This is a genomic window from Rhizobium sp. TRM96647 (genome assembly GCF_025780115.1).
Classification (GTDB): Bacteria; Pseudomonadota; Alphaproteobacteria; order Rhizobiales; family Rhizobiaceae; genus Mycoplana.
In genome coordinates this window covers 379,879-396,322 of sequence record NZ_JAOXHF010000003.1, presented here as the reverse complement: position 1 = coordinate 396,322, position 16,444 = coordinate 379,879, and the positions used below count along the sequence as shown (strand labels likewise).

Annotated in this window: 15 protein-coding genes; 9 read left to right on the top strand and 6 right to left on the bottom strand. The window is 64.6% G+C overall.

Annotated features, from left to right (window positions below; all coding sequences use genetic code 11):
* The first annotated feature begins 7 nt into the window (after positions 1-7).
* The 8 genes from OCK02_RS07655 (at position 8) to OCK02_RS07620 (ending at position 7,980) form a co-directional block, all read left to right on the top strand.
* Positions 8-781 (top strand): FadR/GntR family transcriptional regulator, encoded by a 774-nt coding sequence (locus OCK02_RS07655; protein ID WP_263812507.1) that lies wholly within the window; start codon positions 8-10, stop codon positions 779-781.
* Positions 782-823: 42 nt separating this feature from the next.
* Complete coding sequence (denD, locus tag OCK02_RS07650; protein WP_263812506.1) at positions 824-1,807, top strand: D-erythronate dehydrogenase; 984 nt, start codon at positions 824-826, stop codon at positions 1,805-1,807.
* Positions 1,807-2,583, top strand: a complete 777-nt coding sequence (locus OCK02_RS07645; RefSeq protein ID WP_263812505.1) for an SDR family oxidoreductase — start codon at positions 1,807-1,809, stop codon at positions 2,581-2,583. Before denD ends, OCK02_RS07645 begins: the two co-directional genes overlap by 1 nt.
* A gap of 103 nt (positions 2,584-2,686) precedes the next feature.
* On the top strand, positions 2,687-3,754 hold the full coding sequence (locus tag OCK02_RS07640; RefSeq protein WP_263812504.1) for an ABC transporter ATP-binding protein: 1,068 nt from the start codon (positions 2,687-2,689) through the stop codon (positions 3,752-3,754).
* A gap of 160 nt (positions 3,755-3,914) precedes the next feature.
* Positions 3,915-5,222: an ABC transporter substrate-binding protein gene (locus tag OCK02_RS07635; protein WP_230806737.1), complete on the top strand. Its 1,308-nt coding sequence runs from the start codon at positions 3,915-3,917 to the stop codon at positions 5,220-5,222.
* Between the two features lie 119 nt (positions 5,223-5,341).
* Complete coding sequence (locus OCK02_RS07630; RefSeq protein ID WP_263812503.1) at positions 5,342-6,274, top strand: carbohydrate ABC transporter permease; 933 nt, start codon at positions 5,342-5,344, stop codon at positions 6,272-6,274.
* A gap of 13 nt (positions 6,275-6,287) precedes the next feature.
* Complete coding sequence (locus OCK02_RS07625) at positions 6,288-7,190, top strand: carbohydrate ABC transporter permease (protein ID WP_230806740.1); 903 nt, start codon at positions 6,288-6,290, stop codon at positions 7,188-7,190.
* Positions 7,191-7,233: 43 nt separating this feature from the next.
* Positions 7,234-7,980 (top strand): SDR family NAD(P)-dependent oxidoreductase, encoded by a 747-nt coding sequence (locus OCK02_RS07620; protein WP_263812502.1) that lies wholly within the window; start codon positions 7,234-7,236, stop codon positions 7,978-7,980.
* Positions 7,981-8,010: 30 nt separating this feature from the next.
* On the opposite strand, the gene OCK02_RS07615 is transcribed toward OCK02_RS07620, so the two are convergent.
* The 5 genes from OCK02_RS07615 to OCK02_RS07595 form a co-directional block, all read right to left on the bottom strand.
* Positions 8,011-8,469 (bottom strand): DUF6790 family protein, encoded by a 459-nt coding sequence (locus tag OCK02_RS07615; RefSeq protein ID WP_263812501.1) that lies wholly within the window; start codon positions 8,467-8,469, stop codon positions 8,011-8,013.
* 456 nt (positions 8,470-8,925) lie between these two features.
* On the bottom strand, positions 8,926-10,305 hold the full coding sequence (locus OCK02_RS07610) for a GntP family permease (protein ID WP_263812500.1): 1,380 nt from the start codon (positions 10,303-10,305) through the stop codon (positions 8,926-8,928).
* 60 nt (positions 10,306-10,365) lie between these two features.
* Positions 10,366-10,905 (bottom strand): gluconokinase, encoded by a 540-nt coding sequence (locus OCK02_RS07605; RefSeq protein ID WP_263812499.1) that lies wholly within the window; start codon positions 10,903-10,905, stop codon positions 10,366-10,368.
* 366 nt (positions 10,906-11,271) lie between these two features.
* On the bottom strand, positions 11,272-12,510 hold the full coding sequence (locus tag OCK02_RS07600) for a saccharopine dehydrogenase family protein (protein ID WP_263812498.1): 1,239 nt from the start codon (positions 12,508-12,510) through the stop codon (positions 11,272-11,274).
* Between the two features lie 50 nt (positions 12,511-12,560).
* Positions 12,561-13,658: a carboxynorspermidine decarboxylase gene (locus tag OCK02_RS07595; RefSeq protein WP_263812497.1), complete on the bottom strand. Its 1,098-nt coding sequence runs from the start codon at positions 13,656-13,658 to the stop codon at positions 12,561-12,563.
* Positions 13,659-14,244: 586 nt separating this feature from the next.
* Here OCK02_RS07595 and OCK02_RS07590 point away from each other — a divergent pair.
* Positions 14,245-15,081, top strand: coding sequence for a pseudouridine synthase (locus OCK02_RS07590; RefSeq protein ID WP_412178783.1), 837 nt, complete (start codon positions 14,245-14,247; stop codon positions 15,079-15,081).
* Positions 15,082-15,093: 12 nt separating this feature from the next.
* On the opposite strand, the gene OCK02_RS07585 is transcribed toward OCK02_RS07590, so the two are convergent.
* Positions 15,094-16,260 carry a dihydrodipicolinate synthase family protein gene (locus OCK02_RS07585; RefSeq protein ID WP_263812496.1) on the bottom strand — a complete coding sequence of 389 codons (1,167 nt, stop codon included), beginning with the start codon at positions 16,258-16,260 and terminating at the stop codon, positions 15,094-15,096.
* Positions 16,261-16,444: the final 184 nt, after the last annotated feature.

Sequence of the window (16,444 nt, the reverse complement as noted above, 5' to 3'; positions counted from 1 at the left end):
ACGGTGCATGGGCGGACGTCCGATCCTCACGCAGATGCCGAAAGTCGGGCACAGCCTCGACCGTCGCACCGCGCGTGACGTGATCGCCGAGAAGCTGATGGTGCTGATCGCCACCAACATGCTGCATCCGGGCGACGAGATTCCCGGTGAGCGGGAGCTGGCGCAGGTGCTGCATGTGAGCCGGGAGACGGTGCGCGGCGCGATCCAGTCGCTGGCGGCGCGGGGGATCGTGGAGGTCTCCCAGGGCAGCAGGACACGGGTCGCAAACGTCGATCTCGGCAACCTGACCGTGACGATCGCCACGCCCAACGCTATCGACGCCTACGACCTCGAAGCGGTCCATGCGGCGCGGCTGCATATCGAACTGAAGGTCGTCGGCGATGCGGCGGAACGGATCGACGCCGAGACGCTGGGCAAGCTGGAAAGCCTGCTGGAGGCGCAGAGGCTGGGCGGCAGCGATTCGATGCGGTTTTTGATCTGCGACCGGGAATTTCACCTGGCGATCTATCGCGCCTGCGGCAACGCGCTTCTGTCGGATTTCGTCACCGACCTCTATACCTACATGATGAACCACCGGCGCATCGCCATGTCGCGCCCCGGTGCGATCGATGCCAGCTACGAAGACCATGCCGAGATCGTTGCCGCCCTGCGGCGACGGGACCGCGACGCCGTCGTCGCGGCCTTCCGGCACCACCTGACACGCATATACGAGACGACACGCGAGCTTCTGGCCGAGGTCGGCCAGGGCCCGGAGGAGACGAAGATCGAAACGGCACGCTGATCCGGTCCTTCCGGACGGCACAACTGGGAGGGTTGGCCGCGAATGCATGTGATGGTGATAGGCGCGGCCGGCATGATCGGCCGCAAACTGGTGGAAGCGATTGCAGCCGATCCGGCGGCAGTCGGGGCAGAGGTCGACAGGCTGACCCTCGTCGACGTGAACGCACCCGCCGTTCCGCCGGCGCTCGCTTCGGTCGGCAAGGCGCTGGCCGTGGACCTGTCGCAGCCGGGCGAGGCCGAGCGGCTCGTCGAGACGCGCCCCGATCTGGTGTTCCATCTTGCCGCGATCGTGTCCGGCGAGGCGGAAGCTGATTTCGACAAGGGCTACAGGGTCAATCTCGACGGCACGCGTGCGCTGTTCGAGGCGATCCGGCACGAGGGCCAGCGCGAGCCCTACGCTCCGAAGGTGATCTTCGCATCGTCGATCGCCGTCTTCGGCGAGCCGTTCCCGGAGAAGATCGGCGACGAGTTCTTCACCACGCCGCTGACGAGCTACGGCACGCAGAAGGCGATCTGCGAGCTGCTGCTGGCGGACTATACGCGCCGCGGCATCTTCGACGGCGTCGGCATCCGCCTGCCGACCATCTGCATCCGTCCCGGTACTCCGAACAAGGCGGCCTCGGGCTTCTTCTCCAACATCCTGCGCGAACCCCTGTCCGGCAAGGAGGCGGTGCTTCCGGTCGACGAGGGCGTGCGGCACTGGTTCGCCAGCCCGCGGTCGGCGGTCGGCTTCTTCCTTCATGCCGCACGGATGGACACGTCCGCGATCGGCCCCCGGCGCAACCTGACGATGCCGGGCCTCTCGGCGCTGGTCGGCGAGGAGATCGAGGCGCTCAGGCGGGTCGCCGGCGAACCGGCGGTCAAGCTGATCCGCCGCGAGCCCGACCCGGTCATCCGCCGGATCGTTTCCGGCTGGGCGACCGATTTCGACGCCAGGCGCGCCAGCGCGCTCGGGTTCAAGGCGGAGACGACCTTCGACGAGATCATCCGCATCCACATCGAGGACGAACTCGGAGGAAAGATCTGATGGCGCGCAGGGAGCAGACGGGCAAGGGGCGGATCGCGGTCGTCACCGGCGGCGGCACGGGCGTCGGGCGCGGCATCGCCGAAGCGCTGGCCGCGGAGGGCTATGCCGTCGTCATCACCGGCCGGCGCCTGGATGTGCTGGAACAGGCGGCGGCGGAGATTGCCGGCGCGAGCGAGGCGAAAGTCAGGGCGATTGCCTGCGACATCGGTGATCCCGAGCAGGTCGCCCGCCTGTTCGACGCCGTCCGTTCCGAATTCGGCCGGCTGGATCTGCTGGTGAACAATGCCGGCAGCGGCGCGCCGACGATCCCGATGGAAGAGCTGACCTTCGAGCACTGGAACAAGGTCGTTTCCGCCAATCTCACCGGCGCCTTCCTCTGCACGCAGCAGGCGCTGAAGATCATGAAGGCACAGGAGCCGCGCGGCGGGCGCATCATCAACAACGGGTCGATCTCCGCCACGACGCCGCGCCCGCATTCGGCCCCCTATACCGCGACGAAGCACGCGATTACGGGGCTGACGAAATCCACCGCGCTCGACGGGCGGCCCTTCGACATCGCCTGCGGCCAGATCGACATCGGCAACGCAGCGACGAACATGACGTCGAGGATGAGCTCGGGCGTGATCCAGGCGAATGGCGAGATCGCGACGGAGCCTACGATCGCCGTCGAGCATATCGCCGACGCCGTCGTCTACATGGCAAGCCTGCCGCTGGAAGCGAACGTGCTGACCATGACGGTGATGGCGACCAAGATGCCGCTGGTCGGCCGCGGGTAGCGGCAGCCGGCAGGAGGATGCGTCCCGGCGCGGCGGCAGACGGCCTGGAGAGGCCCGCCGCGCGCGGCCGGGGAAGAGGAACAACGTTCTGGGAGGAACGCAGATGGCAGGTGTCGACTTCGTCGATGTGAGAAAATCGTTCGGTGCCTTTCCGGTGATCAAGGGCGTCGACATCCAGATCGAAGACGGCGAGTTCGTCATCTTGGTCGGGCCGTCCGGCTGCGGGAAGTCGACGCTGCTCAGGATGCTTGCAGGGCTGGAGAACATCACCGCCGGCGAGATCCGCATCGGCGGGCGCACCGTCAATGCGCTGCCGCCGAAGGATCGCGACATCGCCATGGTGTTCCAGAACTACGCGCTCTATCCGCACATGACGGTTTCCGACAACATGGCGTTCTCGCTGATGCTGAATGGCTCGCCGAAGGCGGAGATCGACAAGCGGGTGAATGCGGCGGCCGAAATCCTCGGCCTGACCAAGCTGCTCGACCGTTTTCCCCGCCAGCTTTCCGGCGGCCAGCGCCAGCGCGTCGCCATGGGCCGTGCGATCGTGCGCGATCCGCAGGTGTTCCTCTTCGACGAGCCGTTGTCGAACCTCGACGCCAAGCTGCGCGTGGCCATGCGCGCCGAGATCAAGGAGTTGCACCAGCGGCTGAAGACCACCACGGTCTATGTCACGCACGACCAGATCGAGGCCATGACCATGGCCGACAAGATCGTCGTGATGCATGACGGCGTCGTCGAGCAGGTCGGTGCGCCGCTCGAACTCTACGACCGCCCGGCCAACCTTTTCGTCGCGGGCTTCATCGGCTCGCCGGCGATGAACATGATCAAGGGCCGCCTCGACCCGGCCGATCCGACCCGCTTCGTCGCGACCGACGGGACCGCGCTGCCGGTGCACCGGCCGCCCGCTGCCGCAAAGGGCCGCGACCTCGTCTACGGCCTGCGCCCCGAATACATGGCGCTGGCGGGCGAGGGGCAGCCGGCCGAGGTCGTGGTGATCGAGCCGACGGGCTACGAGACGCAGATGATCGTCCGCCTCGGCGGTACGGATGTCACCTGCGTGTTCCGCGAGCGGGTCGACGTCCGGCCCGGCGAAACCATCCACCTGAAGATCGATGCCGAGCACGTGCATCTCTTCGACGTCGAGAGCGGCAGCAGGCTGTTCGACTGATACTGTTGCGGATGCGTGCGTGCCGGGGAGAGGAGCCCCGCCATGCCGCTTCCGGGACGGACGTTTCCGGCGCTGCCGGGAGCCGATGCCGATGCATCCGCCAAACGGGACGGCGGGTGCCGGAATGTGACGTTCCCGTATTTTTCGAGGAGGAACTTTCATGACTTTCAAGAGACGTGATTTTCTTGCAGCATCCGCCGCTGCCGCCGGCATTGCCGGCCTCGGCATCCGGCCGTCCTTCGCGCAGGCCGCCGAGCCGGTCTACAAGCCCGAGGAAGGCGCAAGCCTCAGGCTTCTGCGCTGGACGCCCTTCGTCAAGGGCGACGAGGACGCCTGGCTCGCCAACACCGCGAAGTTCACCGAGGCAACCGGCGTCGAGGTCCGCATCGACAAGGAGAGCTGGGAGGACATCCGCCCGAAGGCTGCGGTTGCCGCCAATGTCGGCTCCGGCCCGGACATGGTGATGTGCTGGTTTGACGATGCGCACCAGTATCCCGACAAGCTCGTCGACATGACCGAGCTCGCCAACTATCTCGGCGGCAAGTATGGCGGCTGGTACGACGGCATGAAGGGCTATGCCGCCCGTGACGACAAGTTCATCGCCATCCCGCTGACGGCGATCGGCAACGCGGTGGTCTATCGCGACAGCCACATGAAGGCCGCCGGCTTCAACGAGTTCCCGAACGACACCGACGGCTTCCTCGAGCTCTGCAAGGCGATGAAGGCCAAGGGCACGCCCGCGGGCTTCCCGCACGGCAAGGCCGTCGGCGACGGCAACAACTATGCGCACTGGCTGCTCTGGAGCCATGGCGGCAAGATGGTGGACGAGAGCGGCGCCGTCACCATCAACAGCCCGGAGACGCTGAAGGCGATCAACTATGCCAAGGCGCTCTACGAGACCTTCATCCCCGGCACCGAAAGCTGGCAGGACATCAACAACAACCGCGCCTTCCTGGCCGGCCAGGTGTCGCTGATCGCCAACGGCGTCTCGGTCTATTATGCGGCGCAGAACGATCCGGCGCTGGCGGAGATCGCCGCGGACATCCGCTCGACCAACTTCCCGATCGGCCCGATCGGCCAGAGCGTGGAACTGCACCAGACCAGCTCGCTGCTCCTGTTCAGCCACACCAAGTATCCGGAAGCGGCCAAGGCCTACATCAAGTTCATGATGGAAGCCGACCAGATGAACTCGTGGATCTCCTCGGCGAGCGGCTATTGCTGCCAGCCGCTCAAGGCGTTCGCCGAGAACCCGGTCTGGACCTCCTCGCCGATCCTGGCTCCCTATGCCAAGGCGTCCGAGACGCTTCGTCCGAACGGTTATGCCGGACCTCTCGGCTACGCATCCGCCGGCACGATGGCCGACTACGTGCTGGTCGACATGTTCGCGGCAGCCGTGACCGGGCAGATGACGCCGGAAGAAGCCATGGTCGAGGCCGAGCGCCGGGCCAACCGCTACTATCGCGTCTAAGCCCCCGCAGCCTCGCCAAGGGAAGGCGCGGACTCTCCCCCGCGCCTTCCCGGAACGCCCGCGCGGCGCCACCGGCGCCGCAGTGAAATTCCGTGCAACCGCATCGCCGGAGACGCCCGATGACGACCGTACCCACGACCCAGCCGAAAGCGACGTCGGCGCCCTGGCTGCAGAACAACAACCTGCTCGGCTTCTTCTTCATGCTGCCGGCCGCCGTCTTTCTCGTCTGCTTTCTGACCTACCCTTTGGGTCTCGGCGTCTGGCTCGGCTTCACCGATACCCGCATCGGCCGCGACGGCGTGTTCATCGGGCTGGAAAACTACGTGTTCCTCTCGCAGGACAAGGTGTTCTGGCTCGCCGTCTTCAACACGTTGCTCTACACGCTGGTCGCCTCGATCCTGAAGTTCGCGCTCGGGCTGTGGCTGGCGCTGCTTTTGAACGAGAACCTGCCGATGAAGTCGTTCTTCCGCGCCATCGTGCTTCTGCCCTGGGTGGTGCCGACGGTGCTTTCGGCGCTGGCGTTCTGGTGGATCTTCGACAGCCAGTTCTCGATCCTGTCGTGGTCGCTGATGCGGCTCGGACTGATCGACGGGCCGATCAACTTCCTGGGTGACCCGACCAATGCGCGCATGTCGGTGATCGCGGCAAACGTCTGGCGCGGCATCCCCTTCGTGGCGATCTCGCTGCTCGCCGGCCTGCAGACGATCCCTGCGTCGCTGCAGGAGGCGGCCTCGCTCGACGGCGCCACCAACTGGCAGCGCTTCCGCTATGTGACGCTGCCGATGCTGACGCCGATCATCGCCGTCGTGATGACATTCTCGGTACTGTTCACCTTCACGGACTTCCAGCTCATCTACGTGCTGACCAAGGGCGGACCGGTGAATGCGACGCATCTGATGGCGACGCTGTCCTTCCAGCGCGGCATCCCCGGCGGGCAGCTCGGCGAGGGGGCTGCGATCGCGGTCGCCATGATCCCGTTCCTGCTCGCCGCCATCATGTTCAGCTTCTTCGGTCTGCAGCGCCGCAAATGGCAGCAGGGCGGCCAGGATTGAGGGGAGAGAGACGATGAACACGACCACCACCAAGATCCAGCCCGACGTCCTGACCGACAATGCCGAGGGGATGAGCTACCTCAACCGCCTGCCGCGGCGGGTCGTCACGCTCTACCTGCCGATGGCCGTCTTCGTCTTCGTGCTGCTGTTTCCGTTCTACTGGATGGCGATCACGGCGATAAAGCCGAACGCGCAGCTGACCGACTACAACAACTACAGCCCGTTCTGGGTGGTGGGGCCGACGCTGGACCACATCAAGTACCTTCTGTTCGAAACCTCCTATCCGGGCTGGCTGTGGAACACGATGCTGGTCGCCGTCTGCTCGACCTTCCTGTCGCTGGCAGCTTCGGTCTTCGGCGCCTATGCGATCGAGCGCGTGCGCTTCACCGGCGCGCGGCCGGTCGGGCTGATGATCTTCCTCGCCTATCTGGTGCCGCCGTCGATCCTGTTCATCCCGCTCGCCTTCATCGTCTTCAAGCTCGGCATGTACGATACGAAGCTGGCGCTGATCTTCACCTATCCGACGTTCCTCATCCCGTTCTGCACCTGGCTCCTGATGGGCTACTTTCGCTCGATCCCGTTCGAGCTGGAGGAAAGCGCGCTGGTCGACGGCGCATCGCGCTGGCAGATCCTGGTGAAGATCATCCTGCCGCTCGCCGTGCCCGGATTGATCTCGGCCGGCATCTTCGCCTTCACCCTGTCCTGGAACGAATTCATCTACGCGCTCACCTTCATCCAGTCGTCGGAGAACAAGACGGTGCCCGTCGGCGTGCTGACGGAGCTCGTGCGCGGCGACGTGTTCGAATGGGGATCGCTGATGGCCGGCGCGCTGTTCGGCTCTCTGCCCGTCGTGATCCTCTATTCCTTCTTCGTCGACTACTACGTGTCGTCGATGACGGGCGCAGTGAAGGAATAGCCCGCGTGTCTTCCAGCACTTCTTTTCAAGGATGGATTTGCCGATGAACCGGATCGATCTTTCAGGCCAGCACGCCGTCATCACCGGGGGCGCGCAGGGGCTGGGTTTCGCCATGGCCCGGCGCATGGTGGCCTCGGGGGCGAAGGTGACGCTCTGGGACATGGACGCTCCGCTTCTGGAAAAGGCGGTCGTGGAGCTCGGTGACCAGGCGCGTGCGGTCCGCGTCGACGTGACGGACTGGAATGCGGTCGAGGCGGCGGCGGCAGAAACGGCCTCGGGCGGCGGGCCGATTTCGATCGTCGTCAATTCGGCGGGCATCGCCGGTCCGGCGGCAGCGCTCGACGTCTATGACGTCGCGACCTGGAAGAAGATCGTCGACGTCAACCTGCACGGTACCTTCCATGTCTGCCGGGCGATCGTGCCGGGCATGAAGGCGTGCAACTACGGGCGGGTCGTCAACATTGCCTCCATCGCCGGCAAGGAGGGCAATCCGAACGCGTCCGCCTATTCGGCTTCGAAGGCCGGCGTGATCGGGCTGACCAAGTCGCTCGGCAAGGAACTGGCCTCCTACGACATTGCCGTCAACTGCATCACGCCGGCCACGGCCGAGACGCGCATCCTCGAGCAACTGACGCCGGAGTTCATCGAATACATGCGTTCGCGCATTCCGCGCGGACGGTTCCTCGAGGTCGAGGAGGCCGCCGCGATGGTGGCCTGGCTGGTGTCGAAGGAAAACAGCTTCACCACGGCCGCCGTGTTCGACCTTTCGGGCGGACGAGCGACCTACTGAACGGGCGGGGTGGCCGCTGCGGCGGGAAGATCAGGCCAGGCGCGCAATCACGCCGAGGGCGATGACGGCGGCGGCGAAGAAGTCGGTGAGCATGGCGATGTTCTCCGCCCTGCTGCGGCCCGTGTTCATGGCGTGCTTGATGCCGGCGAGGCCCAGGTAGAGCCCGCCGGTGATGCCCGCAGGAACGACCCAGGCCGGCTCCAGAAGCGTCAGCACACCGACCAGTCCCATGGCGAGATTGCCGAAGCCGATCTCGGTCACGAGCTTCTCGGCCTCCGGGTCTTTGATCCGGAAGATCGTCGTCGCCGTGAACGAGGGCTGCATCACCTGTCGGACGCCCGCGAGGAGGAGCCGGACGCCGACGATCCAGAACACGAACCATTTTCCGATCAGATACAACAGGCTGGCGTCTGTGCCGGACAGTTGCTCGATCAGGATCGAGGCGATCGGAAGGACGACCATCAGGGCCAAGAGCATCAGCAGGTACATCGGCATCCCCCGGTTTGCACATGATGCCATCATAGATTGCGGATGTTGTTGTACAAGCGCTTTCTCATATAATGCGCCCGCCTTGATCGAGGCGCACTCCAGCCCGCGTTCAACCCAGTTCAAGCGTGGTGACGGCGAAGACGCCGGAAGTGCTCTAATTCAGCAGTTGGATGCCTGACGCTGTTCTTCCTGCAACGGCCTGCCCGTCAGCGGCTTGCTGCAGCAGATCGTGTCGGCATCCTACGGGCTGTCGACGCAGGATCGTAAAGGCGTGGCGACCTGGCCTGGTCTTTCGTCAGGTTAGGTCGCCACGATCTCCCCGGAACGGGCCGCCTGTCAAAGGCGCACCCAGTTCGAGAGTCTGACTGCTTCAGTATGAAGCAGTCAGACTCTCGCTTTCTTTGTCATTGTTTGTCTTTTTCGGGAAAACCGGATTCCACTTTTCCCTGACAAACTCTAGGCGAGCCAGAACATAAGGCCCGCCAGCGCGAAGCCCATGAGGCCGACGAGCGTCTGCATGACGGTCCAGGTCTTGAACGTGGTCTTGACGTCCATGTTGAAGAAGCGGCCGACCAGCCAGAAGCCGGAGTCGTTGACGTGGGACAACATCACCGACCCTGCCGCCAGCGCCAGAACGACGGCCGAAAGCTGGAGTCCTTCGTAGCCTGCTGCCTGCACGGCGGGTTGCACGAGCCCGGCGGCGGTTATGAGCGCCACGGTCGCCGAGCCTTGGGCGACCCTCAGCGCGGTCGCGATGAGGAAGCCTGCAACGAACACGGGCAGGCCGATATCCGAAAGTGCATCCGACAGGGCGTTTCCGATGCCGGAGGCGCGCAGGACGCCGCCGAACATGCCGCCGGCGCCGGTGATCAGGATGATGGAGCAAACGGGTCCGAGAGCCGAATCGAGGATGCGTTCGACCTTGACGGCATCCCTTCCGCGCCTTGGACCCAGCACATAGCCGGCGACAAGGACCGAGATCAGGAGCGCGATGGGCGTAGCGCCGATCGTGCGTGCAAGCTGGAACCAGGCCGCATTGCTGTCGACCCACCCCTGTGCGCGGGCGAAGTCGAGACCCGTATTGATGAAGATGAGAAGCAGCGGCAGCAGCAGGAGGGCAACCACCAGACCGGGAGCCGGAGGATCCGCGTCTTCACCGGCGGATTTGTCGGTCGCAAGATTGTCCGGCACCGGCAGCAGGATGCGCTTGCCGATCCATGCGCCGAACAGATGGCCTGCCACGATCCAGGTCGGTATGGCGACCATGAGGCCGGCCAGAATCAGGAGGCCCGCATCGGCGCCCAGAAGCTCGGCTGCGGCAACGGGCCCCGGATGCGGCGGCACGAAGACGTGCATGACGGAAAACGCCGTGGCGACCGGGATGCCGTAGAGCAGGAGGCTGCCGCCCAGGCGGCGCGCAACCGTGAAGACCACGGGCAGCATCACCACGAGCCCGGCATCGAAAAAGATCGGGAAGCCGAAGATCAGGGATGCGATGCCCAGCGCCATCGGAGCCCGCTTCTCGCCGAAGCGTCTCACGAGATCGTCCGCAAGCGCCTGCGCACCGCCGGACACCTCGAGCATGCGCCCGAGCATCGCGCCGAGACCGACCAAGAGGGCGACCCCGCCCAGCGTCGACCCGAAGGATGAGGTGAGGGTCGTCAGGATATTGCCTGCCGGAATGCCGGCCACGATCGCCGTCAGGACGCTGACAACGATGAGGGCGACGAATGCATGGATGCGAAACTGGATGATCAGCAACAGCAGCAGCGCAACGGCGCCAACCGCTATGGATATAAGCGCTCCTGCGCCCAGTGTCTGTTCGAATTCTGGCACGTATCTACTCCTTGCACGCGTCCCCGGCCGCGATCGTTCCGGAGGACGCGTCTTCTAAATCTATTGCTTGATATGAGAATTCAGGTTCAACCCGGTGAGGGCGCGATCGACCACCGTCTCGGGCGGCGCGTCGACGGTGATCTTGACGCCATTCTCGTCCTCTTGCAGGTCCTCGAGCGTGGCGAACTGCGAATCAAGAAGCGACGGCGGCATGAAATGGCCCTTTCGCCGGGCCATACGCTCTGCCACGAGCTTCTTGTCTGCGACGAGTTCGACGAAGCGCACGTCCGCCCGCGCACCGTTCAAAATCTCACGATAGCTGCGTTTCAAAGCCGAACACGTCAGGACGACATTGCTGCCTGCATCCGCCTTCTCGCTGATCCAGTCCCGGATCTTCTTGAGCCAGGGCTGGCGATCGGCGTCGTCAAGGGGAATGCCCGCCGACATCTTCTCGATGTTTTCGGGCGGGTGGAAGGTGTCTCCTTCCGCACATTCCCATCCGAGTTTCTGTGACAGGAGTTCGGCCGTCGTGGTCTTGCCGATGCTGGAGGGCCCCATGACGATCAGGGCGATGGGTTTATCGTTGGTCGTTTCAATCATTCTAATAGATTCCGCTAATGTCCCGGCTCGGGGTGGTAAACGTCTGAAGATCAATTCGCATCAAAAAGCCGGTCCATCCAGTAAAAGGAACGTGTCGTCCCGCTGTCTGTGGTCGCCTTTGATTTCATTGCTTTTTCTGAAGCATGGGTATCTGAAGTCCGCCAGATCGTTCGTGCCTCGCCGGTTGTCGTGGCCGAGATCGGTGAAAAACACCTGTGCCCGTCGAGCGAAACGTCAAGGCCTCATGCAGCGCGTTCGCCGCAATCTGCAAGCGAAAGCGCGCGACAAGTCGTTCAGCGGACGACGACCCGCCACAGGATGGCGGGTCGTTTTCCGGTCGATGGACGGCAGGGCTGTGGCTGCTCCCTATTCGAACAGCGGGCGTTCCTGGCCGTTTTCGCGGATCCAGGTGGACAGGCCGATCCTGGCGAGGACAGAGAGGAAGGGCTTGGGCGGCAGTTCCTCGACGTTGGCCATCTGCTTCACGTCCCATTCGCCGGTGGCAACCAGCATGGCGGCGGCGACCGGGGGGACGCCGGCAGTGTAGGAGATGCCCTGCGAACCGACCTCGTTGTAGGCTTCCTTGTGGTCGGCGACGTTGTAGATGAAGACCTCGCGCTCCTTGCCGTCCTTGATGCCCTTGACGAAGTCGCCGATGCAGGTCTTGCCTTCGTATTCGGGGGCGAGCGAGGCCGGGTCGGGCAGGCAGGCCTTGACGACTTTGAGCGGCACGACCTCGGAACCGTCGGCGAGCTTGACCGGCTGCTCGGAGAGAAGGCCGATGTTCTTCAGGACGGTGAAGACGTTGATGTAGTGATCGCCAAAGCCCATCCAGAAGCGCACGTCGGCGCCGTCCATGTTCTTGGCCAGTGAATGTACCTCGTCATGGCCGCAGAGATAGGCGCGGCGGGTGCCGACGACCGGCAGGTCATAGTCCTTGCCGATCTCGAACATCTTGTTGACGTTCCATTCGCCGCCCTGCCACGAATAGACGACGCCGGTGAATTCGCGGAAGTTGATTTCCGGGTCGAAGTTGGTGGCGAAATACTTGCCGTGGCTGCCGGCATTGATGTCGACGATATCGACGTCGGTGACCTTGTCGAGATAGTCGTCCTTGGCCAGACGCGCATAGGCGTTGACGACGCCCGGGTCGAAGCCGGCGCCGAGGATGGCGGTGATGCCCTTTTCCTTGCACTCGTCGGCGCGCTTCCACTCGTAGTTTCCATACCACGGCGGGGTCTCGCAGATCTTGTTCGGCTCTTCGTGGATGGCGGTGTCGATATAGGCGACGCCGGTATCCATGCAGGCGCGCAGCACCGACATGTTGAGGAAGGCGGTGCCGACGTTGATGACGATCTGGCTGCCGGTCTTGCGGATGAGCGCCTTGGTGGCCTCGATGTCCAGCGCATCGAGCGCGTGGGCTTCGAGCACGCCCGGCTGCTTCATTGCCTTCTTCTCGCGGACGGAGGCGATGATGGCATCGCACTTCGCCTTGGTGCGCGAGGCGATATGGATGTCGCCGAGCACGTCGTTGTTCTGGGCGCATTTGTGCGCGACCACCTGCGCGACGCCGCCGGCGCCGACGATGAGTACGTTCTTCTTCATTTGGGGACCAACTCCTTGCGTCCAATCGTCAGAAAGTCTTCCTGAGGGTGTCAGGAAAGGCTCTGTTCGTAGTCCGTGTAGTCGAACTCACGGACCGTCCTGAGGCTGCCATCCAGTTCGCGGATGGCGATTGCCGGCATCTTCACGCCGTTAAACCAGTTTTTCTTGACCATCGTATAGCCGGCGGCGTCCTGGATCGAGATGCGGTCGCCGACGTTCAGTTCGTCCGGAAAATCGAACTCGCCGAAGATGTCGCCGGCCAGGCAGGACTTGCCGCAGACCATGTAACGATGCGGTCCCTGGTTGGGGTGAACCTTCGCGCTTTCACGATAGATCAGAAGATCCAGCATGTGCGCTTCGATGGAACTGTCCACCACGACAAGGTCCTTGCCGTTGTAAAGCTTGTCGAGCACGGTAACTTCCAGCGTGGTCGAGCGGGTGATGGAGGCCTCGCCGGGTTCCAGATAGACCTGGACGCCATATTCGCCGGAAAAGCGTTTCAGCCGCTCGGCGAACGTCTCCAGCGGGTAGTTGTCGCCGGTGAAGTGGATGCCGCCGCCGAGGCTGACCCATTCGGCCTTCTTCAGGAGCGGTGCGAACCGCTCCTCGATCGTGCCCAGCATGCGGTCGAACAGGGCGAAATCGCCGTTCTCGCAGTTGTTGTGGATCATGAAGCCGGAGACCCGTTCCATGACGCGCTCCACCTTCGCCACGTCCCATTCGCCGAGCCGGGAGAAGGGGCGGGCGGGATCGGCCAGGTCGAAGGTGGAGGAACTCACCTGCGGATTGAGGCGCAGGCCGCGGACGATGCCGGACGCCTTGTCCGAAAACCGCTCGAGTTGGCCGATCGAATTGAAGATGATCTTGTCGGCATGGGAGACGACCTCGTCGATCTCGTAGTCGGCATAGGCCACCGAATAGGCATGGGTTTCCTTGCCGAAGCGCTCGTGGCCGAGGCGGACCTCGTTCAGCGACGACGACGTCGTGCCGTCCATGTAGTCGCGCATGAAGTCAAAGACCGACCAGGTGGCAAAGCACTTCAGCGCCAGCAGCGCCTTGGCACCGGACAGCTCGCGCAGGGTCGCGATCTTCTCCATGTTGCGGAGCAGGCTGGACTTGTCGATCAGGTAGTAGGGCGTCTCGATCATGCGGGTCGGGTCTTTCGTGGGTGAAGCGTCGCGTCCGCCTGCCGGCGGGCGCGGCCGGCTTCGGACTTCGGGACCATCGTCATTTCTTGGCGCGAACGGCTTTGCGGTCGCCGTGTCAGGGAACTGTCATCATCGATCCGGAAGGCCGGCTGTCGAAACGGGGGCGGTATCGTGGTCTCTCGGCATCTGCCAGCCTGGTGAACGATCTGTCCCGACCGTGTACCGCGCAAATGTGACGGTCGGGCTACAATCGCGCGCCGAGGCGCGACAACTCCAGACTGGTTCGAGAGAGCAAAGACAGCATGGCGCCTATCTAGCTTCACGGCCAGGGAAGTCAAGGCGGGCGGGCTGCCGGCGTGTTGCCGGACGGACGCGATCCCGGTCTTGCGAAATCGCAGCGGAATGTTATCTGACGATCGAGACGCCGGCCCCGCTCAGCCGTGGCCCGCAAAGATCGACAGCTACGCCCCGGAGCGTCGCCTTGCCCAGAAGAGCCCTGCCCAGAAAGGCCCAGCCGCGAAAGCCTCTCTCGGGCAAAAAAGCGGCCGGAAAAATCGTGTCGGGGAAGCCCGGCTCTGGAAAAGCCGTGCCCGGGAAGGCGCTCGCCGGAAAGCCACCGTCCGGAAGACCCGGAGCGGACAAAGTCGGCCGGGTGACGCTGCAGCGGGCGTTCTCCAAGCTCGGCATCTGCTCGCGAAAGCAGGCGGAGGCCTTCATCGTGGAAGGGCGGGTGCGGGTCAACGGGCAGGTGACTGCGGCGGTCGATACCTGGGTCGACATGAATTCCGACCGGATCGAACTCGACGGCAGGCCGCTGGCGGCGCGGGAAAAGGTCTATCTCGCGCTGAACAAGCCGCGCGGCCTCGTCACCACGCGCGATGATCCGGAGCGGCGCAAGACCGTCTTCGATTGCCTGGAGGGGCTCGATCTGCCCTTCGTCGCCCCGATCGGCCGGCTCGACAAGGCGAGCGAGGGACTGCTGCTGTTCACCAACAACACGCAACTGGCGCAGCGCCTGCTCGATCCCGACAAGGACGTCCGGAAGGTCTACCATGTCCAGGTGACCGGCGTGCCGGGCGAGGCGGAACTCGCGCGGATGAGGGCCGGGATCGTCGCGGACGATCAGGTGCTGACGGCGGCGGACGTGCGCCTGCTGCGGGCAGGGGACAAGAACGCCTGGCTCGAAGTGGAACTCACCGAGGGCAAGAACCGGCAGATCCGGCGCATGCTGGACGTGCTTGGAATGGAGTGCCTGCGGCTCGTCCGGGTTTCCATCGGCGCCGTTCTCCTCGGCGACCTTGCCAAGGGCGCTGTGCGTTTCCTCAGCGACGACGAGATCCGGTCGCTGCGGGAGGGCGCCGGGCCTCGGCCGGCGGCCGAGACGGTCGAGAAGCGCCCGGCCAAGGGACGCAGTGCAGGCTGAGGCCCCGTCCCGTCAGCCCTCGATGCCGTGCACGGCCAGGAGGATTTTCATCCGCTCTGTCGCCAGGTCCGGCCGGTCCAGCACGCGGGCACGGTCGGCAAGGCGGAAGATGTCGGCATAGTGGACGATGCCGCGGGCCGATTGCAGGCCGGCCGGCATGGTGAAATGCGACTGGTGGCCGTTGAGCCAGGCGAGGAAGACGACGCCGGCCTTGTAATACTGCGTCGGCGCCTCGAAGATCTTGCGCGACAGCGGTACGGTCGGCTCGATCACCGCGCGGAAGGTGGCGACGTCGCCGGAGGCGAGGGCGGACAGCGCCTTCGAGGCCTGCGGGGCGACCGCATCGAAGATGCCGAGCAGGGCGTGGCTATATCTCTGTCCGTCGCCCTCGATCAGTTCCGCATAGTTGAAGTCGTCGCCGGTGAAGCAGAGCACGCCCTCTGGCAATTGCTCGCGGAGCGCCACTTCGCTGGCATTGTCGAGCAGCGAGATCTTGATGCCTTCGACCTTGTCGCGGTTGTCGGCGATGATCGACAGCACGGTCGAGAGCGCGCCTTCGAAATCCTCGCTGCCCCAGTAGCCCTTCAGGTGCGGGTCGAACATGGCGCCCAGCCAGTGCAGCACGACCTTGTCCTTCGCCTGGCGGAGGAGGCGGCCATAGACCTCGCGGTAGTCGTCGGGCGACCGGGCGACCCGGGCCAGCGCCCGGCTCGCCATCATGATGGCGCGGCCGCCGTGCGTCTCGACGAAGCCGATCTGTTCCTCGTAGGCGGCGATGACGTCGTCGAGCGTCTTCGCGTCGCCGGGCGAGAGCTGGTCGGTTCCCGCCCCGCAGGCGAGGTCGGCGCCGGGAACGGTGCGGGCTTCGGCCAGCGAGCGGCGAATGAGTTCCTGCGCGCCGGCCCAGTCGAGCCCCATCCCGCGCTGGGCGGTGTCCATCGCCTCGGCGATGCGGAAGCCGAGCGACCACAGGTGATGCCGGAAGGCGAGCGTCGCATCCCAATCGATCGCCGGCGCATCCCAGGGGCGCGCGTCGCGGACGGGATCGGATACGACGTGGGCTGCGGCATAGGCGATGCGGTTGAAGACGGGCGGAGCCACCGGCCTTTCGGTCGGAGCGCCCGAAAGCACATAGCGTTCGATCGTGCCGTCCGCTCCCGGCAGATGGATTGTCGACATGAGAACCTCCTCCACGGTTTGGAGGCTTGTTAATTTAGATCGATCCAAATTGCAAGGGCGGGGATGAAGGATGGATGCGGCCGGACGCGGCGGACGGGCGGGATGCGGGCTCTGGATGGTCGGATGTGCGTGCCGGGGTCCCGCTACGCGCGGGTGGCTTTCCTTGCTGGTATCATCCTCGGGC